The sequence below is a fragment of the Agriterribacter sp. genome (assembly GCF_035444585.1).
In the GTDB taxonomy this organism is placed as follows: Bacteria; Bacteroidota; Bacteroidia; order Chitinophagales; family Chitinophagaceae; genus Agriterribacter.
The window spans coordinates 30,909-48,597 of record NZ_DAOMOZ010000009.1; the positions used below are offsets into that span (position 1 = coordinate 30,909).

Sequence of the window (17,689 nt, forward strand, 5' to 3'; positions counted from 1 at the left end):
TATGAGCCGGGATCCTACTCATATTATATACACGAATATCACCACAAATCAAAGATGGGTTAGAAAATTTATGGGGCGGCAAAAGCAGATATTATAAAAAAAAGCAGGCAACAATTTGAATGCATGGAATACGGTCTGACGGGAATAATTATAATTATAAATGGAAGCAAATTTAACGCAAAAAACTTTTAAGGGTTTCTTTTGGCAATTTGGGGGAACCATATTTCAAACATTCCTGCAACTCGGTGTATTGTTTGTTCTTGCCAGGCTGATTTCAAAAGCTGAATTTGGCATAATGCAATCCGCTTTGGTAGTAGTTGGACTCTCTCAGTTACTAAGCCAGATGGGAGTAGGTCCGGCGTTGGTTCAAAAAGATAATCTCACCCCAATGCATATAAGGGTTGCCTCTACTATTTCACTGATATTGAGCCTGATCTTTTTCCTCACTGTATTTCTATGTTCGGGCTTATTAGCCGCTTTTTTTAAAATGCCGGAACTCCGGGACGTCCTCAAAATAATATCAATACTTTTTATAATTGAGGGGATAACAACGGTTTCTCAATCTTTGCTGCTCCGGGAGATGAAGCAAAAAATACTGGTTAAAATAAATTTCATTTCTTATTTGGCGGGATATGGTGTAGTTGCAATTATACTATCTTTCTATGGCTTTGGACTCTGGTCTCTTATTATCGGACAATTGGTGCAATCCCTCCTCAAATGTATACTTACTTTTATAAAATGTAAACATTCTATAACACCCAGCTTCAGCAAGAAGGAAACAAAGGAATTATTATACTTTGGAGGAGGATTTACAATTGCAAAGCTTTTTAATTATTTAGCGCTGCAGGGAGACAATATCGTTACCGGGCGTTATCTGGGGCCGGATGCATTGGGGGTGTACAGCAGGGCATATTCGATAATGGTTAAACCGGTTGGTTTGATCGGTGACTCTATAGATAAAGCCTTATTCCCGGCAATGGCTGCCCGACAAAACCAGCATGATAGGTTAATTGAAGCCTTTATTAATGGTTCTAAGATGATCTCATTCCTTTGTATTCCCATATCCTGCGTTTTAATTTTTAGCTCAAAGGAAATAATTAACGTTTTATTGGGTAGTAAATGGTCCGATACGGTTATTCCCCTCCAGATTTTAACAGCAGGGTTGGTATTTCGAATGGGATATAAAATGGGCGATTGTTTGAGCCGGGCTACAGGCAACGTATACAGCAGGGCTAAACGTCAGTTTGTATATGCTGTTTGTGTAATACTCGGATGTTATATAGGATCCCGCTGGGGAATCATAGGAGTTTCTTTCGGAACCTTATTTGCGGTAACAATGAACTACATATTGATGATTCATTTAAGCCTCAGCATCCTAAAAATAAATTGGATTTATTTTTTAAAAAAAACGCTACCGGAACTGCACATAGCCGTACTGCTGGGTGTTGTTTTTATTGCGGTTATCTTCCTGGTGCGCCAATTCATAGCATCTGATTTTATGGTACTATTGTTTTCTTATGGTACTTATGGGATTGGACTGATGGTTCTGTTCTATTATTTTTCTAACAAACTAAGCTTCCTGGCTGTTTTGCCTTTTAAAGGGGTTCTTAAAAAGATTACTAAAAGATCATAAATGGCTTTACAGATTGTTAACCGGTTATTAGATGATTTAAATTCCGAAGACATAAACTATTGTCACTGGAAAAGCAATGAACATTTAGACGCCGCAGTGAACGGCGATACGGATCTGGATATTCTTTTTGATAAAAATCAGGAAGAACGCGTAATTGAAACCTTAAAAAGAAATAAGTTCCATTTATTTGAAGCAGTATGGTACCGTAAATATAAAGGCATCTTGGATTATATTGGCTTTGATGAAGAAGTGGGAAAAATCGTACATGTGCATACGCACTTCAACCTGGATATTGGAGAAGTGGGAATCAAGAGCTATCATCTGCCATGGGAAAGCCTGATTTTAGACAACAAAGTATTCGACACCCATTTCAATATTTACAGATCTTCTGCTGAAGTAGAATACCTGTTGCTTGTGGTAAGAACAGCTTTTAAGCATAATACAATAGATAGCAAATCAAACCTTTCCGTTTCTAAACATTTTAATCTCGAAGCGGGATGGTTGTACGATCAGGTTGATCCGGCAAAATTAAAGTTGTTGTCGTCTGCGGCTTTGAGCAATGAAATGGCAGATTTAATTGAACGGATCAGGCTCGATAGACAGCACAACGAGAAGCGTTTTGTTTCTTTAAAAAAACTGTTGCAACCGTATTTTTCTCCGCATAGGATTTTGTCGCCGCAGCGGGTTGGTTATCTTAAAGCTGTACATCTTATCAAACGCATGCAAATTAAACTGGCAAAACGGCTCCGATTTCCAGCCAAATTCCCAAAAAGAAACTTACCTCATCAGGGGGTTATCCTTTGTTTGATGGGGTCTGACGGAGCAGGCAAATCAACACAGACGAAGGAGATCACCAAAGAATTGTCTAAAAAGGTAGATGTATTGTTTATGTATATGGGTTCAGGCGACGGACCAATGAGTTTTCAAAGAAAAGTGATTTCAAAGATCATAAAACTCGGTACAAGCTTTAACGCCTCCGGTAAGTCTGAAAATAAAAATGCTCCTAAAACCGGAGATGCCGGGTTAAAAAAAAACATTCCCCGGGCAGGTCTGTTTAAGCAACTCATTGTTTCCATAAAATCCGTTTCTTTAGCCTTTGAAAAGAAGAACAGACTCAAACGTATTGATAAGGAAAGGAAGCGGGGATGTATAGTCATCTGCGACCGGTACCCGCAAACAAGCATACAAGGATACAATGACGGACCCAAATTATATGCAAATGCCAACAGTTCAAATTTCATTTTGAGGTTACTGTCAGGATATGAGCTTTCATGTTATAAACTTGCCAGGCAAATCTATCCAGATCTTGTAATAAAACTGACCGGTTCCCTGGATGTATTAGAATCAAGAAGACCGGAAATGAGCAGAGAAGAAATCAAAAAAAAGCAAGATGGAATTATTCATCTGCAATTTGATCACCCTACTGAAGTAATCAACATAGATATTGATAAACCGGTTCACGAAATTAAGGGAGCAATTTTAAATGCGCTCTCAGAGCAGATCAGCAAATACGATAGTGTAAATAAAAAATCCTTAACCGTTTCTCAGCACTCATTCAATAAATGATCAGGTATATAAGGTCTTCGATAGGCAAAATGGGATTTCAATTAAGAAAATCAACCATTATTGATCTGAGAGGTGACACCGTACATCCTCTCACGATGGCATATACTGCAGTTAAAATGGGAACGATGCCGCTATTATTAATGGATATCCCAACTTCCAAATGCCGTACCCAATTGTGGCATACACTGGAAGAAAGCAGAAATCCGTTTGTAAAAACAATTGTTGACTATAGCAATAACAAAACTTCTGATTACAATTCATCTTTTATTAAAGCATATTACGAAAGCTATATGCCCCAAAATGCCTGTGAAGTGCTTAGGCTAAGCGATAATGAGCAATTAAAACAGATACCAGCCTACGGGTATATTCTTCCATGGGATAATCAGGATGTTACCGAAATATTAAAAATAAGAGAAAGAATTGCCCTTAACGAGAACAGGCAGGAGGGCAAACAAATTGATATATCTGCCGGCTATACTGATTTCGGTCCTGTTGATGCTGAGAAGGGAGAAATTGAGCTGAACCGTATGATAAGAACTTTTAAGAGTATAAAAAAACAGGGATACAAAGAAAAACCTTACTTAAGTGATGGAGGAATCAGGGGGTATTTTTTAACAGGAGATGATGATGAATGGTGTTTTATCGTTAAAGCGGGAAAACACAGAGCTTACGCCCTTTCCGCATTGGGGTATCAAAATATCCCCGTTGTTATCGACAATAATATAGGAATGATTAAGCGATTAGATGATCTTCGTTTTTGGCCACAGTTAAGCTGTGGTATTTTTTCGGAAGAAGAAGCGTATATTCTTGCAAACAATATACTTAAAGTTGAAAATCAGAGTTGACCAGGAATGTAAAAAATAGTTTAAAGCCTTTCTTTAGCAATAATTCAAATCAGAGGTCAGGAAATGGGATCGCAAAAAACCAGAGATAAATTTAACTGTTTTACATTATTAATACTGATTATATTGTATTACTCTCAGGGAGTATTGCTTCCCAGCGGGGAAGCGTCGGGGCAGGCTTTACTGGTCATTATCTTTTTTATTTCTTTCTATTATCTTCTAAAAATGTTACTGACCAAAAAGAAATTTACTTCTATTATGAAGGTTTGGCTACTCTTTTTGGTTATGTATATATTTTATTTTTTTATATACGGTAATTATGCTGATTACAGTACGCTTAAAATGGTGCTTTTAAACTTCTTACCTTTTTTCCCCTTTTATTATTTTTCAGAAAAAGAAATATTAACACGCAAGCATCTGATCGCGTTTTTTTTAACATTGTTGCCTGTTTTGATCTTGAAATTCAATCAATCTATCAATGCGCTTCGATTAGAACAAATGAAAGATGAGGTTGTTGATAATACAGTGTATTTGTTTATAGGTTTGTTGCCCTTTGTTTTTCTCTTTAGAAAAAAGGTGCTTTCCTTTTTATTTCTGATGATCATCTGGTTTTTCATGATTCAAAGTGCTAAAAGAGCTGCTATCATTTGCGGGATCGTAGCGCTGGGTTTAATTGTATTTGAATATTTATATACCTCTGAAAGTAAATCAAAAATAAAACGTTATATCATTTCCCTCTTTTTGCTCTTTGCAGTTGGCTATTTCGGATATGATTTATATATGCAAAACCAGTATTTGATAGAACGGATGCAAAGCATGCTGGAAGGAAACTCTTCTGGCAGAGATGATCTTTTCAAAATTCTGCTGGAGGTCTGGTATCAATCTGATAGCTTGATACGCTATTTGTTTGGTTATGGATACAATGCATCCAGCCGGTATTCAGTTCATGGATCCCATAATGATTGGGTTGACATGCTGATAAGCTTTGGATTGTTAGGATTATCAGTGTATTTTGCTTTATTCGGATTACTTTTCTCACAGATTTTCAAAAAGAGCTGGTCAAAAGATAAAAAAATTATGCTGATATTAGTGATATGCATTGTGCTAATTACCTCACTTACTTCCCGGTGGTACATGAGCTCTTTTGCTTATATGCAGATATTGATTATTCCTTATTTATTAGCTACACATAAAAAAAATATGACTTAATATCTGGAGATTGGGGCCAAAAAATACAAACTCATCTTTTACAGGATACAATCTCTGGTTTATAAAAAATAAGCATCAAAATATGGAATTCGTAGTTGTTTCTGATAATTATCCTTCCCGCAGAAAGCCGAACAAAGGAGTTTTTGTTTATAATTTAGTTCAGGAGTTGAGTAATTACCACAACATAACAGTGATTGCACCCTTTAAAGTACGCGAGTTGTTCAATTCTATTTCTAAAGATGGATATGGTAAAGAACGATGTAAGGTGTACAGGCCCGTATATTTTTCGTTTAGCAATAAAAAATTTTTAGGTATAAACACTCAAATTTGGAGTCGGTTTTTCATTTCAAAAGCTGTTAACAGAAGCTTAAAAAATTTACCGGGAAAACCGGGTATAATATATGCTCATTTTATATCCAACGCCCTGACCGCTCTTTCGTACGCCAAGAAACATTCCATTCCTTTAGTGATCGCCTCGGGAGAATCTTCTTATCCAATATCTTCAAAAGCCTGGGAAAAGGATTTACAAGGATTAAAGGATTGCACGAGCCATTTTATTTGTGTATCAGAAACAAATAAAAAAGGCCTGATGGCATTGGGATTTAATGAAAATAAAATGACGGTGATCCCTAATGCGGTGGATTATTCTTTGTTTAAACCTTTAAACAAAGAGGCTTGCAAAAAAAAAACAGGTATTTCACCTCATAAATTTGTTGTGGGCTTTGTTGGTAATTTTATTCACCGAAAAGGACCCAACCGAATTATTGAAGCCATAAAGCAATTGAACGATAAGGATATTCAACTGGTTTGTGTGGGTGGAAGGGAAGGTTTAACTGCCAATGAATTTACCAAAACCATACCACCGTTACCCAACTATCAACTGCCTGAAATTTATAACGCTTTCGACATTTTTGTACTGCCTACCCTCACTGAAGGACACTGCAATGCCATTGAGGAAGCAAAAGCCTGCTGCATTCCTGTTGTCAGCTCTTTGGGTACGAGCGTGGAAACACAAATTGATAAAACAACGGGAATATTAATCAATCCATTAAATATACATGAGATAGCCGGGGCTATCCAGAAACTGAAATCCCGGCCCGACGTGCGAATGTCTATGGCAGAGACCCTAAAACTCAAAACAGGAGAGCAATCCCTGAAAAACAGAGCACAGAAAATAAGCTCATTGTTAACGAAAACACTAAATGAAAATCAATAAAAAAAAGGAATTTGTTGTATGCGTTCCGGCAATGGACACACAACTCTTCATATAAAGAGAAGTCTGATAATATGCTTGTTTTTCTTTATGGCTTTTCGTTGTTTATCGCAGGGCAAAGACTTTGTTGATAAAAACAACCCTATTTATATCATATATAATCTCCCTAATAAGTCCAATATTACTGAAAAACAAAAGGCATGGAATAAAAGCAAAAGTGGTGATGCTTATAATTTCATGGCTTTGAGAAAAACCATAGGCGCGATTAACGCAATGATACAGAGTACCGGTGAAACGTATTGGATCAATCAGCAGGTAGCATTGATCAACAATCTGATTGAAACCGCTCAAACCTCTTCAGACATTCCGGGAAATCTTCTATTCAGAGATGGTTTTAAGTCCTGGATTTCATTAGCCTCAAATAGTACCTACCACAAAGAAGTACCTTTATATGAAAGTTATTCCTTTTTTTATATCATGCAGTTTTTATTTCTTGTCAGAAACTCAGCCTGGATGGAAAGTTCATATAATAAGTTCTGGTGGACCAATACCTTGACATTTATTGAAGAGCATATTTGGACTAAATGGTATAAAAGGAGCTTTTCATCTTATAAAAATCACTACCGCTATTTTCTTAGAAGCAGAACCCATATGGGCTCTCATTGGGCAGGATTGGCATTGTACCTGAATGCTGTCACAGCCAATCCCGAAATTAAATCGCAAACCACACTTTTGATACAGCAATATGATACTCTTTTGAAACGAAATCTGAGAGCATATCAGGACGGATATATATGGAATTCTACATACGATAACGTGGAACGTAGTTTTGCCGGCAAGTCATCAGAAAGCATCATACAGGATGTTTCCCATGGAAATCATGTGGTGTCCTATATTATTTCGGCATATGTCATGGAGAGTAAGAATTGGACCCTCAACGATATTAAAAAGCTGTCTTTTACGTTAAAAAGAATTATCTATGATGCCCAACACAACAGATTTCGGGATAACGTGGATGGTTCGGCTAACATACAAAGAAAAGGTTGGGGGAATTTTGTTGGTGACGGCTGGGTGAAACTGGCAGCCTACGACGAGGAGACAAAAGTAATTTTTCAGAAGTTTGAGAAGAGCGGGATGTTAAAAAAATACAATCAGGAATTGCAGTTTAAAGCCAATCTGTATAAAATCATACCCGACAAATGAATAGCTTGAATATCTTACATTTAGCTAACGATTACGCCGGCTCCGCGGTATATAAAAATCTCGTTACCGCTTTAGACCAGGAAGGCCTGACCCAAATCATTTACTGCCCTGTGAGAGATGCCGGATTGATTAATAAAAACAAGATTGAGCTTAAAAATACAAACTCCCGGATAATCTATTCGCATATACTCAATAAAACCACCGACAGGATTTTATACCCTCTGAAAATCAAAAAAATTCTGGCAGATATAGAACGAAAAGTAAACCTCACCCAGGTTAATCTTCTTCATGCACATACCTGGTATAGCGACGGAGGCGTTGCTTACCTTTTATCAAAAAAATACAATATCCCGTATGTCACGGCTATCAGAAACACAGACTTGAATCTCTTTCAGAAAATGCTGGTTTACTTAAGACCTTTTGGAAAAAAAATTCTTAACAGGGCTACAGGAGTAATTCTGATAGCGGCCTCGTACAGGGAAAGGGTTCTGTCTCAAAATTCTCTTCAAACTATAAAAAAAGATTTGGAAAAAAAAATAAGGATTATACCCAATGGAGTGGATCCTTACTGGATAGAAAATGCAGCGCACTCCCGGAAAATTCGGAACCACAACACTTTTGATGTTTTATTTATAGGAAGGTTTACGAAGAGTAAAAATATAGTAGCCCTGCAAGAAGCAGTTCGCCGTCTAAGCCTGGAAAACAATAAGCATATTAAACTGCATATTGTTGGAGGAGGAGGCAAAAAAGCAAAGGAGGTAATAGCCAATGTACATCAGTACCCGGATATATTTAAATATTATGGACAAATTTTTGATAAAGACGAATTGCTGAAACGCTTTAGAAATTGTGACGTTTTTGCCATGCCTTCAAAGCATGAAACTTTTGGCTTGGTATACGTAGAAGCCTTGCTACAAGGGCTGCCCGTTATGTATCAAAAAAATGAAGGTATTGATGGCTTTTACAGTGAAAAAATTGGAGAAGCGGTAACTGTTGGAGATGCAGAAGAAATAAAAGAAAAGCTAACGTTGCTGTATGAGAGTTTCGATAGTTATAAAATTAATATTCCATTGATAAAACAAAATCATAACTGGCAGCTGATTGCCAAAGAATATTTGGAGACCTACAGACTTTCATCAGGCTTCGGAACATCGCATTTGTGATAAATAATTGTGAACCCATTCCTATCAAAAGAAGGTACAAGAAAACCGATGTTCAATTGTTTTCCGAAACTGCCTGATAATATATTCCCGGCCCGATTGTTGATAGAGAATAAAATCCGTTATACACAAGGAACATGTGACCATTTACATACCTGAACCTGATCACCAAATACTATATGAAAATATTGCTCATTGTTACTATAGCCTTGTGCGCTTGTTCAAATGTTCAGTCTCAAAAAAACTGGGTTGATTATTTTGATCTGAAATACACCAGTTTATGCACGTCTGAAAGCACTTACAGGGAATACTATCTGCAACTGAGTGCGTCAGGCGACCAATACGATTTCATGCGCTTAAATAATATGGTAGCACCATTGATGAATATGTATGTAGCTACGCAAAATGAAGAGTACCTAAATGATGAAATAAAAATTATCAATAATGTATTGTCTACCGCTGCGGTAACAAAATCAATCCCGGGAAACAAATATAAATTAAAGGATGACTATCTCGGATGGATATGCAGAACTCTGGGGTCTACATATTACAGCGAAGCAGAGTTGTATGAAGGGTATCTTTTTCGCTATATTACGCAGTTCCTGTATGAAATAAAGAAAACGGGGTGGAAAGATCGTTCAGACAGGAACAGGGACTGGTACAATTCAACTCTCCAGTTTATAGAGAAAAATATTTGGGAAAAATGGATCAGCAGGAGCATGCGCAGTAGTGCGGTTCCCTATGCAACCTTTCTGGGATCGAGGACTCACATGGGATCCCACTGGGCCCATGTAGGGCTCTTTCTCAAAGAACTTACAGATAAGGCGGAAATTAAAACACAGTGCCAGGACGTGGTAAACATGTTTGATCTACTTTTAAAAAGAAACCTGAAATACAACACAGAATTTCCGGATGCATATACCTGGAATTCTACCTGGGATGATGTACAGGGCGCCCAGGCTCAGGCAGCATCCCCCTCTACTATTCAGGACGTTTCGCATGGAAATCATGTGATAGCTTATATTGTAGTGGCGAAAAGATACAACAACCCCAATTGGACCGACGCTAACATTTTGGCTTTCTGTAATACGGTTAAGCAGGTTATGTTCCAACAGAGTACAGTAACGTTTACCGATAATGTAGACGGAACTGCTTCCACAAGCAGACCCGGATGGGGAAATTCCCAGTGCGAAGGGTGGGTTCAACTGGGGCTGTTTGATGATCAAACCCGGAATATATACGTTGATTTTGCGCTTCGCCGTCAGGATTTGATACAAAGCTACACCCAGGAAATGGAATACTATGCCAATCTCGCTCTAATTGAACATTTACGAAATTCCTAGATAGGTGCTTAACTATTGCAATAAAATATCTTCGCCGAACATCTTTGGAACCCCACAACGAATAGAATTCAAAAACGCCTCAAGAGGAAATCTGAGGAATCCCGATCTGTGCCTTACGATGCCTTTCAAAACTTCTTGTGCGGAACTTTTTACAGATGAGTCATACACCTGTTAAACTAAATTATTCTTCTAATCGTTATTGTGAAAACAAAGCGCGGAGGGCATACTTTTTCATACCCTTGCAACCGCACATTAGGGAAACGTTAGGGCAACAGTTTACCAACCCGGTTCAATCTTGAATAATCCGGAATGAGTAAAATATTAACCGTCGTGAACGATCCCCCACAATAACAGACACGGCAAGGTTCAACATAAATTATTCATTGCTTTAAACTACTATTACAGGCATGCCTAACAAAACGGCCCGTAATATATGATTCAAAAATTCTCATCTGCAGCAAAAGCCTGTCCCTTCAGTTTAGATTATTGATGATATTTCAATGTTGCCATCACGAGGAGGTATCAAATGTGCCAGTTTTAAGAAACATTCAGAATTTGGAATTCAGCCTGAACTATCTTTATAAAATTAAAAAGAGACCGATTATCTCAAAACACCGTTATCTTCCGTTATTTTGAGGTTCCGGATTATTTTGACAAGAATTTTGCTGATTTGTTCGTTAATAATCATGAAAAAGAAAACTTTTATACACCCCTCTGCGGTTATTGATGCAGGGGCAGAAATAGGAGAAGGAGTCAACATCTGGCATTTTTCTCATATTATGCCTGGTTGCAAGGTTGGAGACAAATGCAACATAGGACAGAATGTTGTTGTTTCACCGGGCGTCATTTTGGGAAGAAATGTGAAAATTCAAAATAATGTCTCTGTATATGAAGGCGTTACCTGCGATGATGATGTATTTTTAGGCCCTTCCATGGTGTTTACGAATGTAATAAATCCCCGCAGTGCGGTAAATAGAAGGGGACAATATTTAAACACCCATGTGGGCAAAGGCGCATCAATAGGAGCCAACGCCACAATAATTTGTGGACATGATATAGGAGCATATGCTATGGTGGGTGCAGGTGCAGTAGTTACAAAAACAATACCCGACTACGCATTGGTAGTGGGTAATCCCGCGAAGCAAATCGGATGGGTAAGTGAATATGGACATCGCCTGCATTTTGACGAGAACAATATGGCCACTTGTCCTGAAACGCAGCAACAATATAGGTTGGAAAATAACATTGTAAGCAAAATTCAAAATAACGTTTGAAAACATGAAAATTAAATTTGCGGTTATCGGTTGTGGACATATTGGAAAAAGACATGCAGAAATGATCGTTCGGAACAAAGAATGCGAATTGGTAGCGTTAGTGGATATTAAAGATAAAAGTTCATTAGGAATCAATAACCATAATGTTCCTTTTTTCAGGTCATTAGGTGAGTTCCTGGATTCAAATATTGACGTAGATGTTATCAATATCGCAAGCCCCAACGGTTTCCACGCCAGGCAGGCCATGCTTTGCCTTGCGGCAAAAAAGCACATTGTTATTGAAAAGCCAATGGCCCTTACAAAACAGGATGCCGAAAATATCATATTCAAAGCTTTGCAGGTTCAGCGCCAGGTATTTGCGGTTATGCAAAACAGGTACTCACCCCCTTCCGAGTGGATTAAACACCTTATTGAAACCGGCATATTAGGGAAAATATTTATGGTGCAATTGAATTGCTACTGGAATCGTGATGATCGTTATTATAAGCCCGAAAGCTGGCACGGAAAAAAGGATTTAGACGGAGGCACCTTGTTTACTCAGTTTTCTCATTTTATTGACATCATGTATTGGTTATTTGGTGACATTAAAAATATTCAGGCCAGGTTTGCGGATCACATTCACTCCCATTCAACCGATTTTGAAGATAGCGGCTTCGTAAGCTTTGATTTCGTCAATGGCGGGATGGGTGCCATTAATTATTCCACCGCCGTGTGGGATCAAAACCTCGAAAGTTCTATGACAATTATCGCAGAAAATGGATCGGTGAAAATTGGCGGTCAATATATGGATAAGGTGGACGTTTGCCATATCAAGGATTATGAAATGCCTGTTTTAGCTCCAACCAATCCGGGAAATGATTATGGCGCATATAAAGGTTCGGCAGCAAATCACCATTATATTATTAACAACGTGGTAGAGGTTTTAAACGGAAGAGCTGCAATAACAACAAACGCTCTGGAAGGATTGAAAGTTGTGGATATTATTGAACGTATCTATCATTTAAAATAACAGCAGCCCATAAATTATGAATGATTGCATTTATCCGCACCCCCATATCATTTGGTATATCTCTAAATATGCCAATCCGCCCCTGTTCGGTGCTCCTACCAGACAATTTTTTTTCTCGAAATATATGGCCAAAAACGGAAGAAAAGTTAAACTGATCAGTTCACGTTCTGCTAAATCGTCTAACTACGATCAGTCGCCCGATATGGGATTAAAGAACGAATATTATTATAAGTGCGAAGGTGTTGAAGGTGTTTTGCTGAATGGCACGGAGATAGAATATGGCTTTAACTTAAAACGAATACTAAGCTGGCTTGTTTTCGAAATCAGGCTATTGTACTGGAGCTTGCTGAAAGCAAAAGAAAAACCGGATGTAATTATTGTTTCTTCGCTTTCCATCCTCACATTTCTGTCGGGCATTCTTCTCAAAAGAAAATTCAAATGCAAACTCGTTGTTGAAATCAGGGATATTTGGCCGCTAACCATCATTGAAGCAAAAAATTGGAATCGAAAAAACTTTTTTATCCGCTTATTGTCTTTCATCGAGAAGAAAGGCTATAGAAATGCTGATACTATAGTAGGAACAATGCCCAATTTAAAAGAACATGTGGAACAGGTGTCGCAACCCGATGCACACAAAGTGCATTGTGTTCCGATGGGCTTTGATCCTGAATTTGCTGCTGATATTGAAGTGAAAGATCCTTACGAATCATTTTTTTCTCAGATTCCTGAAAGCAATTTTATAGTGGGGTACTCCGGAACTATTGGACTGGCAAATTGCGTGGATCAAATTATTGATGCTGCCACAATACTGAAAGATAAACCTATCGTCTTTGCCATTCTTGGCGACGGCCCCCTCAAAGACAAATTAATGACACATGTTCGGGAAACCAACCTCAGTAATGTATATTTTTTTGATAAAGTAAATAAAGAAATGGTCGGGGTTTTCCTGAAACACACCGATCTCCTCGTAAATCCCTGGCTGGGCGGTAATGCTATTTACAGATATGGCGTCTCGCCTAACAAATGGATTGATTATATGTATAGTTCCAAGCCAATTCTGGTGGCTTTGGATGGCTTTCACAGTATCATTAACGAGGCAGGCTGCGGCACATTCATTGAGGCCAACAACCCGGCACGAATGGCTGAAGAAATACTACGGTTCAGTAACATGGACAAAACAAAACTCAAGCAGATGGGGGAAAAAGGGAAAGAATATTTACTCAAAAACCTGAACTATGATATTTTGACTAAAAAGTACCTTAAAATTATTGATGATTTATATGCCCCGGATAAACTACACAAAACAAAAGCTTTCCAAACAAGGTTACCAAGTAGTTGGTAAACCGTAATTATAAATTTTCATTTTACATCGAATGAAGATCATCTTATGCAGCATAGGAAAAGGAAATGACGACGCTCTAAAATCGAGCATAGAAGATTTCTCCAAACGAATCAGCCACTATTATCCGGTGGAATGGAAGATCATTCCAACTAACAAAATTAAATCGGGTTTGTCGGAAAAAGAGCTGAAATTGAAAGAGTCTGCTTTGATATTACAAAACTTAAAAAAAGAAGATTACCTAGTGGCTTTGGATGCAAGAGGCAGCATGGTAAGCTCAGCGGATATGGCTTCATGGATAGCATCAAGGGCCAATGAAAGTGTTAAGCAATTGCTCTTTTTAATTGGAGGAGCGTACGGACTGGATGAAAGCATAATCAGGCGTGCCAACTTTGTATGGTCTTTGTCGCCGCTTACGTTTCCGCACCAACTGGTACGCCTGATACTGGCTGAACAAATTTACCGGGCCTGCACGATCGTCAAAAACGAAAAATATCATCATGCATAAGATTATTTTAACGAAAGATAACCATGCTTAACCCTCATTCCTTTATCTTCGGAAAAAGCCAATCATGTCCATAACGCTTATCATACTTATACTCACCTGTGCCACTTCCATTATTGCATTTAAAAATCAAAAGCTCGTGGATGATCTAATTTTTTATCCACCTGCAATAACCGAACGCAAGCAGTATTATCGCTTTATTACCTGTGGTTTTATACACGCCAATGTACCTCATCTCGCTTTTAACATGTACTCTTTCTGGATATTTGGTGAGTACGTTGAAATACTTTTTATGACGATATTCGGCCCCATTGGGCGTTGGTATTATCTGGTCATGTATATTACGGCGCTGGTAGTTTGCCTCCTGCCCACCTATGTAAAAAATAAAACCAATTATAATTACAGGAGCCTCGGTGCTTCCGGAGCTGTTTCCGCAGTTATATTTGCTTTTATTTTTCTTAATCCGTTACAGGGAATAGGGTTGATCTTTTTGCCAAGAGAGTTTATGATACCAGGTTTCCTTTTTGGTTTTCTCTACCTTGTGCTTTCCTCCTATTTAGATAAAAAGGGTGGTGGCAATATCAATCACTCTGCACACATATGGGGGGCCGTGTATGGCATAGTATTCCTGATCATTATTGCTTATTTATTTGCCGGCAAAAATTTGTTAACACGTTTCCTCGAAGCAGTGCAGTCATATGTTGTTAGCTACTGATTTATTTGCCAGTTGGTATAGCCAGTAACTTTGCGTTTGTGCTACCGGTTAGCGGAAGGAGAATTTGCCTGAGCCTGATTCTGTAAAATATACTTTTTTTAAATAATTTTATTTTAAACGCTCTTGCTCATCACGCTTTAACTAAAAGTATGCTTTTTAATTCTGTTGAGTACGCTATTTTTCTACCAGTTGTATTTCTTGTTTACTGGTTCCTGCTAAACAAGTCGCTTACACTTCAAAATATATTTATACTCCTGGTGAGCTATTTGTTCTATAGTTTTTGGGACTGGCGCTTTCTCTTTCTTTTAGCTTTCTCAACATTCCTGGATTTTTTTACCGGATTAAGGATATCTAATGCGACTTCCGCTGCCAAAAGAAAAACGTGGTTATTTATCAGCGTCTTTGTGAATTTAGGTTTTCTCGGTTTTTTTAAATATTATAATTTTTTTATTGAATCTTTTGCCGATTTGTTGGGAGCAATGGGTTTAAAGGCTCATTTAACTACTCTCAATATTATTCTTCCGGTCGGGATTTCCTTTTATACTTTTCACGGGCTGTCCTATGTGTTCGATATTTATAATAATAAGATCAGACCAACAACCAACTGGATTGATTACGCATTATTTGTAAGCTTTTTTCCACTTTTGGTTGCCGGTCCTATAGAAAGAGCAACCCATCTTCTGCCACAAGTGGAAAAAATTAGAACATTTGACTATCCGAAAATGGTAGATGGATTACGTCAAATATTATGGGGTTTATTTAAAAAAATAGTTATTGCAGATACGTGTGCTGAATATGTCAACCTTATTTTCAATAATTCCGAAAGTTACTCAGGTGGTACCCTGATCCTGGGAGCAGTGCTTTTTGCCTTTCAGATTTATGGAGATTTTTCCGGCTATACGGATATTGCGTTAGGTACAGCCCGGTTGTTGGGCTTTGAATTGCTGAGAAATTTCGCATATCCATATTTTTCAAGAGATATTGCAGAATTCTGGCGACGGTGGCATATATCCTTATCAACGTGGTTCAGGGATTATTTGTATATTCCTCTTGGAGGCAGCCGGGGAGGGGTGTATAAAAAAATACGGAATATACTGATTATCTTTTTGGTAAGTGGATTTTGGCATGGTGCAAACTGGACTTTTATCGTGTGGGGGCTGCTAAATGCAATATATATCATGCCCTCCGTTATTCTCAAAACCAACAGAAATCATCTCGATATTGTTGCATCCGGCAAATTACTTCCTTCCATTAAAGAAGCTGTCCAGCTCGTTGTAACTTTTGCTTTAACTACTTTTGCATGGATATTTTTCAGGGCCAACGATTTGCATCATGCACTAAGCTATATCTCCGGCATTTTTTCACATGACCTATTCTCCATTCCATTTCTTACTCATCCGGAATTGTTCAAATCAATTATTTGCATTATGTTGATTGCAGTGTTTTTAGTAGTAGAATGGATAGGCAGATCAAATAAATATGCCATCGAAAAAATAGGTCAAAAACAACCCACACTGGTACGCTGGACGTTTTATTATGCTGTAGTATTTTCCATCTTATTGTCTTATGGAAAAAATCAAGAGTTTATTTATTTTCAATTTTAGTTTGATGAAAAAAAAATTTATAAAAAAAACCTTATTATTCTTACTTCTACCTGCACTTTTGCTTGTGTCGGCATTATTTGTCGCAGATGGAAGAACCGATCCGTACTATATTCGTTTTGCCACCCCAAAACAAAACAGTATGATCGTAGGTTCGTCAAGAGCAGCGCAGGGCATACTACCTTCAACAATTGATAGTATATTAAATAAAGGCGGCTATTACACAACTATGTTTAATTATGCCTTTACTATTAATCAGTCGCCCTATGGCCCTACTTATTATGAGTCAATAAAAAAGAAGCTCAATGAAAACGCAAAGAATGGAATCTTTATCGTGACCGCAGATCCCTGGACCCTATATTTGGAAGAAGAAAAAGAAAATAATAAGATCATCTTTCCTGAAGATAATCTTTCATTAGGAAAAATAACATGTGTAGATTGTAACCCTAATTTTGACTACCTTTTACATTCCTATTCCAGCCCATTGTTAATGATTTGGATGAACAAATTATTACGAATCCTGCATTTAGAAGGCAAAGAAAGCCTTTATTTACACAACAATGGATGGCTTGAAGTTACTGTTGGCATGGATTCAGCCGAAGTACAAAGAAGAATTAAGAAAAAAATTAAGGATCTCGAGGACAAATATCCGCCGCCCTCCGATTTTAATTTGTCTTCTGAAAGGCTTTATTATCTCAATAAAATAATCGGGTTTTTTCGTAAGCACGGAGAAGTCTTTCTGGTTCGTATCCCGGTACATGAAAAAATTAAGGAGTTAGAAAATAAGGTATGCCCACAATTCGATTCTCTGATGAATGATATTGCAACAAAAAATCATATTGACTACTTAAACTTTACTAGTGATACTACCACGTACGAATTTACCGATGGTAATCACATTTACAAAGATTCCGGACATAAGCTGAGCGAAAAAATCGGTGAATTTATTTTGAATAAGCAGCTACAGGATAATTTCAAAGAAACTACTGTTGAATAACCTCTGCTTATATTCCTGTAATCCGCTATCTGTATATACTTATTTCCAATTGCAAAATCTGCTGCGTTCCGGATGTAATT

At 37.7% G+C, this 17,689-nt stretch carries 15 protein-coding genes; all 15 read left to right on the plus strand.

Annotated elements, in window-relative coordinates; all coding sequences use genetic code 11:
- Nucleotides 1-160: 160 nt before the first annotated feature.
- The 15 genes from PLH26_RS01860 to PLH26_RS01930 all read left to right on the plus strand — a co-directional run bounded on the left by PLH26_RS01860 (nt 161) and on the right by PLH26_RS01930 (nt 17,609).
- Nucleotides 161-1,633, plus strand: coding sequence for a lipopolysaccharide biosynthesis protein (locus tag PLH26_RS01860; protein ID WP_324584275.1), 1,473 nt, complete (start codon nt 161-163; stop codon nt 1,631-1,633).
- On the plus strand, nt 1,634-3,199 hold the full coding sequence (locus PLH26_RS01865; protein WP_324584276.1) for a nucleoside/nucleotide kinase family protein: 1,566 nt from the start codon (nt 1,634-1,636) through the stop codon (nt 3,197-3,199).
- A gap of 125 nt (nt 3,200-3,324) precedes the next feature.
- Entirely contained in the window at nt 3,325-4,044 is a 720-nt protein-coding gene (locus PLH26_RS01870; RefSeq protein WP_324584277.1) for a hypothetical protein, read from the plus strand.
- A 63-nt stretch (nt 4,045-4,107) separates the two neighbouring features.
- Nucleotides 4,108-5,250 carry an O-antigen ligase family protein gene (locus PLH26_RS01875; protein WP_324584278.1) on the plus strand — a complete coding sequence of 381 codons (1,143 nt, stop codon included), beginning with the start codon at nt 4,108-4,110 and terminating at the stop codon, nt 5,248-5,250.
- 82 nt (nt 5,251-5,332) lie between these two features.
- Nucleotides 5,333-6,466, plus strand: coding sequence for a glycosyltransferase (locus tag PLH26_RS01880; RefSeq protein ID WP_324584279.1), 1,134 nt, complete (start codon nt 5,333-5,335; stop codon nt 6,464-6,466).
- An 18-nt stretch (nt 6,467-6,484) separates the two neighbouring features.
- Nucleotides 6,485-7,666: a hypothetical protein gene (locus PLH26_RS01885; protein ID WP_324584280.1), complete on the plus strand. Its 1,182-nt coding sequence runs from the start codon at nt 6,485-6,487 to the stop codon at nt 7,664-7,666.
- Nucleotides 7,663-8,829, plus strand: coding sequence for a glycosyltransferase (locus PLH26_RS01890; RefSeq protein ID WP_324584281.1), 1,167 nt, complete (start codon nt 7,663-7,665; stop codon nt 8,827-8,829). The genes PLH26_RS01885 and PLH26_RS01890 overlap by 4 nt, the downstream gene beginning before the upstream one ends.
- Before the next feature lie 176 nt (nt 8,830-9,005).
- Nucleotides 9,006-10,169: a hypothetical protein gene (locus PLH26_RS01895; protein WP_324584282.1), complete on the plus strand. Its 1,164-nt coding sequence runs from the start codon at nt 9,006-9,008 to the stop codon at nt 10,167-10,169.
- Between the two features lie 686 nt (nt 10,170-10,855).
- The gene (locus PLH26_RS01900) at nt 10,856-11,443 is read left to right on the plus strand and encodes an acyltransferase (protein ID WP_324584283.1); all 588 of its coding nucleotides are present in this window, start codon (nt 10,856-10,858) and stop codon (nt 11,441-11,443) included.
- 4 nt (nt 11,444-11,447) lie between these two features.
- Nucleotides 11,448-12,452 carry a Gfo/Idh/MocA family protein gene (locus PLH26_RS01905; RefSeq protein ID WP_324584284.1) on the plus strand — a complete coding sequence of 335 codons (1,005 nt, stop codon included), beginning with the start codon at nt 11,448-11,450 and terminating at the stop codon, nt 12,450-12,452.
- Between the two features lie 16 nt (nt 12,453-12,468).
- On the plus strand, nt 12,469-13,794 hold the full coding sequence (locus PLH26_RS01910; protein WP_324584285.1) for a glycosyltransferase family 4 protein: 1,326 nt from the start codon (nt 12,469-12,471) through the stop codon (nt 13,792-13,794).
- 31 nt (nt 13,795-13,825) lie between these two features.
- Entirely contained in the window at nt 13,826-14,299 is a 474-nt protein-coding gene (locus PLH26_RS01915) for a 23S rRNA (pseudouridine(1915)-N(3))-methyltransferase RlmH (RefSeq protein WP_324584286.1), read from the plus strand.
- A gap of 64 nt (nt 14,300-14,363) precedes the next feature.
- Nucleotides 14,364-15,011, plus strand: coding sequence for a rhomboid family intramembrane serine protease (locus tag PLH26_RS01920; RefSeq protein WP_324584287.1), 648 nt, complete (start codon nt 14,364-14,366; stop codon nt 15,009-15,011).
- A 257-nt stretch (nt 15,012-15,268) separates the two neighbouring features.
- Nucleotides 15,269-16,615, plus strand: a complete 1,347-nt coding sequence (locus tag PLH26_RS01925) for an MBOAT family O-acyltransferase (protein WP_324584288.1) — start codon at nt 15,269-15,271, stop codon at nt 16,613-16,615.
- A gap of 4 nt (nt 16,616-16,619) precedes the next feature.
- Entirely contained in the window at nt 16,620-17,609 is a 990-nt protein-coding gene (locus tag PLH26_RS01930) for a hypothetical protein (RefSeq protein ID WP_324584289.1), read from the plus strand.
- Nucleotides 17,610-17,689: the final 80 nt, after the last annotated feature.

Excerpts from the sequence above, each read along its gene's own strand:
- PLH26_RS01865 (WP_324584276.1), top strand. The coding sequence starts at position 1,634 with ATGGCTTTACAGATTGTTAACCGGTTATTAGATGATTTAAATTCCGAA.
- PLH26_RS01875 (WP_324584278.1), top strand. The coding sequence starts at position 4,108 with ATGGGATCGCAAAAAACCAGAGATAAATTTAACTGTTTTACATTATTA.
- PLH26_RS01920 (WP_324584287.1), top strand. The coding sequence starts at position 14,364 with ATGTCCATAACGCTTATCATACTTATACTCACCTGTGCCACTTCCATT.
- PLH26_RS01900 (WP_324584283.1), top strand. The coding sequence starts at position 10,856 with ATGAAAAAGAAAACTTTTATACACCCCTCTGCGGTTATTGATGCAGGG.
- PLH26_RS01915 (WP_324584286.1), top strand. The coding sequence starts at position 13,826 with ATGAAGATCATCTTATGCAGCATAGGAAAAGGAAATGACGACGCTCTA.
- PLH26_RS01885 (WP_324584280.1), top strand. The coding sequence starts at position 6,485 with ATGCGTTCCGGCAATGGACACACAACTCTTCATATAAAGAGAAGTCTG.
- PLH26_RS01880 (WP_324584279.1), top strand. The coding sequence starts at position 5,333 with ATGGAATTCGTAGTTGTTTCTGATAATTATCCTTCCCGCAGAAAGCCG.
- PLH26_RS01930 (WP_324584289.1), top strand. The coding sequence starts at position 16,620 with ATGAAAAAAAAATTTATAAAAAAAACCTTATTATTCTTACTTCTACCT.
- PLH26_RS01860 (WP_324584275.1), top strand. The coding sequence starts at position 161 with ATGGAAGCAAATTTAACGCAAAAAACTTTTAAGGGTTTCTTTTGGCAA.
- PLH26_RS01895 (WP_324584282.1), top strand. The coding sequence starts at position 9,006 with ATGAAAATATTGCTCATTGTTACTATAGCCTTGTGCGCTTGTTCAAAT.
- PLH26_RS01890 (WP_324584281.1), top strand. The coding sequence starts at position 7,663 with ATGAATAGCTTGAATATCTTACATTTAGCTAACGATTACGCCGGCTCC.
- PLH26_RS01870 (WP_324584277.1), top strand. The coding sequence starts at position 3,325 with ATGCCGCTATTATTAATGGATATCCCAACTTCCAAATGCCGTACCCAA.
- PLH26_RS01910 (WP_324584285.1), top strand. The coding sequence starts at position 12,469 with ATGAATGATTGCATTTATCCGCACCCCCATATCATTTGGTATATCTCT.
- PLH26_RS01905 (WP_324584284.1), top strand. The coding sequence starts at position 11,448 with ATGAAAATTAAATTTGCGGTTATCGGTTGTGGACATATTGGAAAAAGA.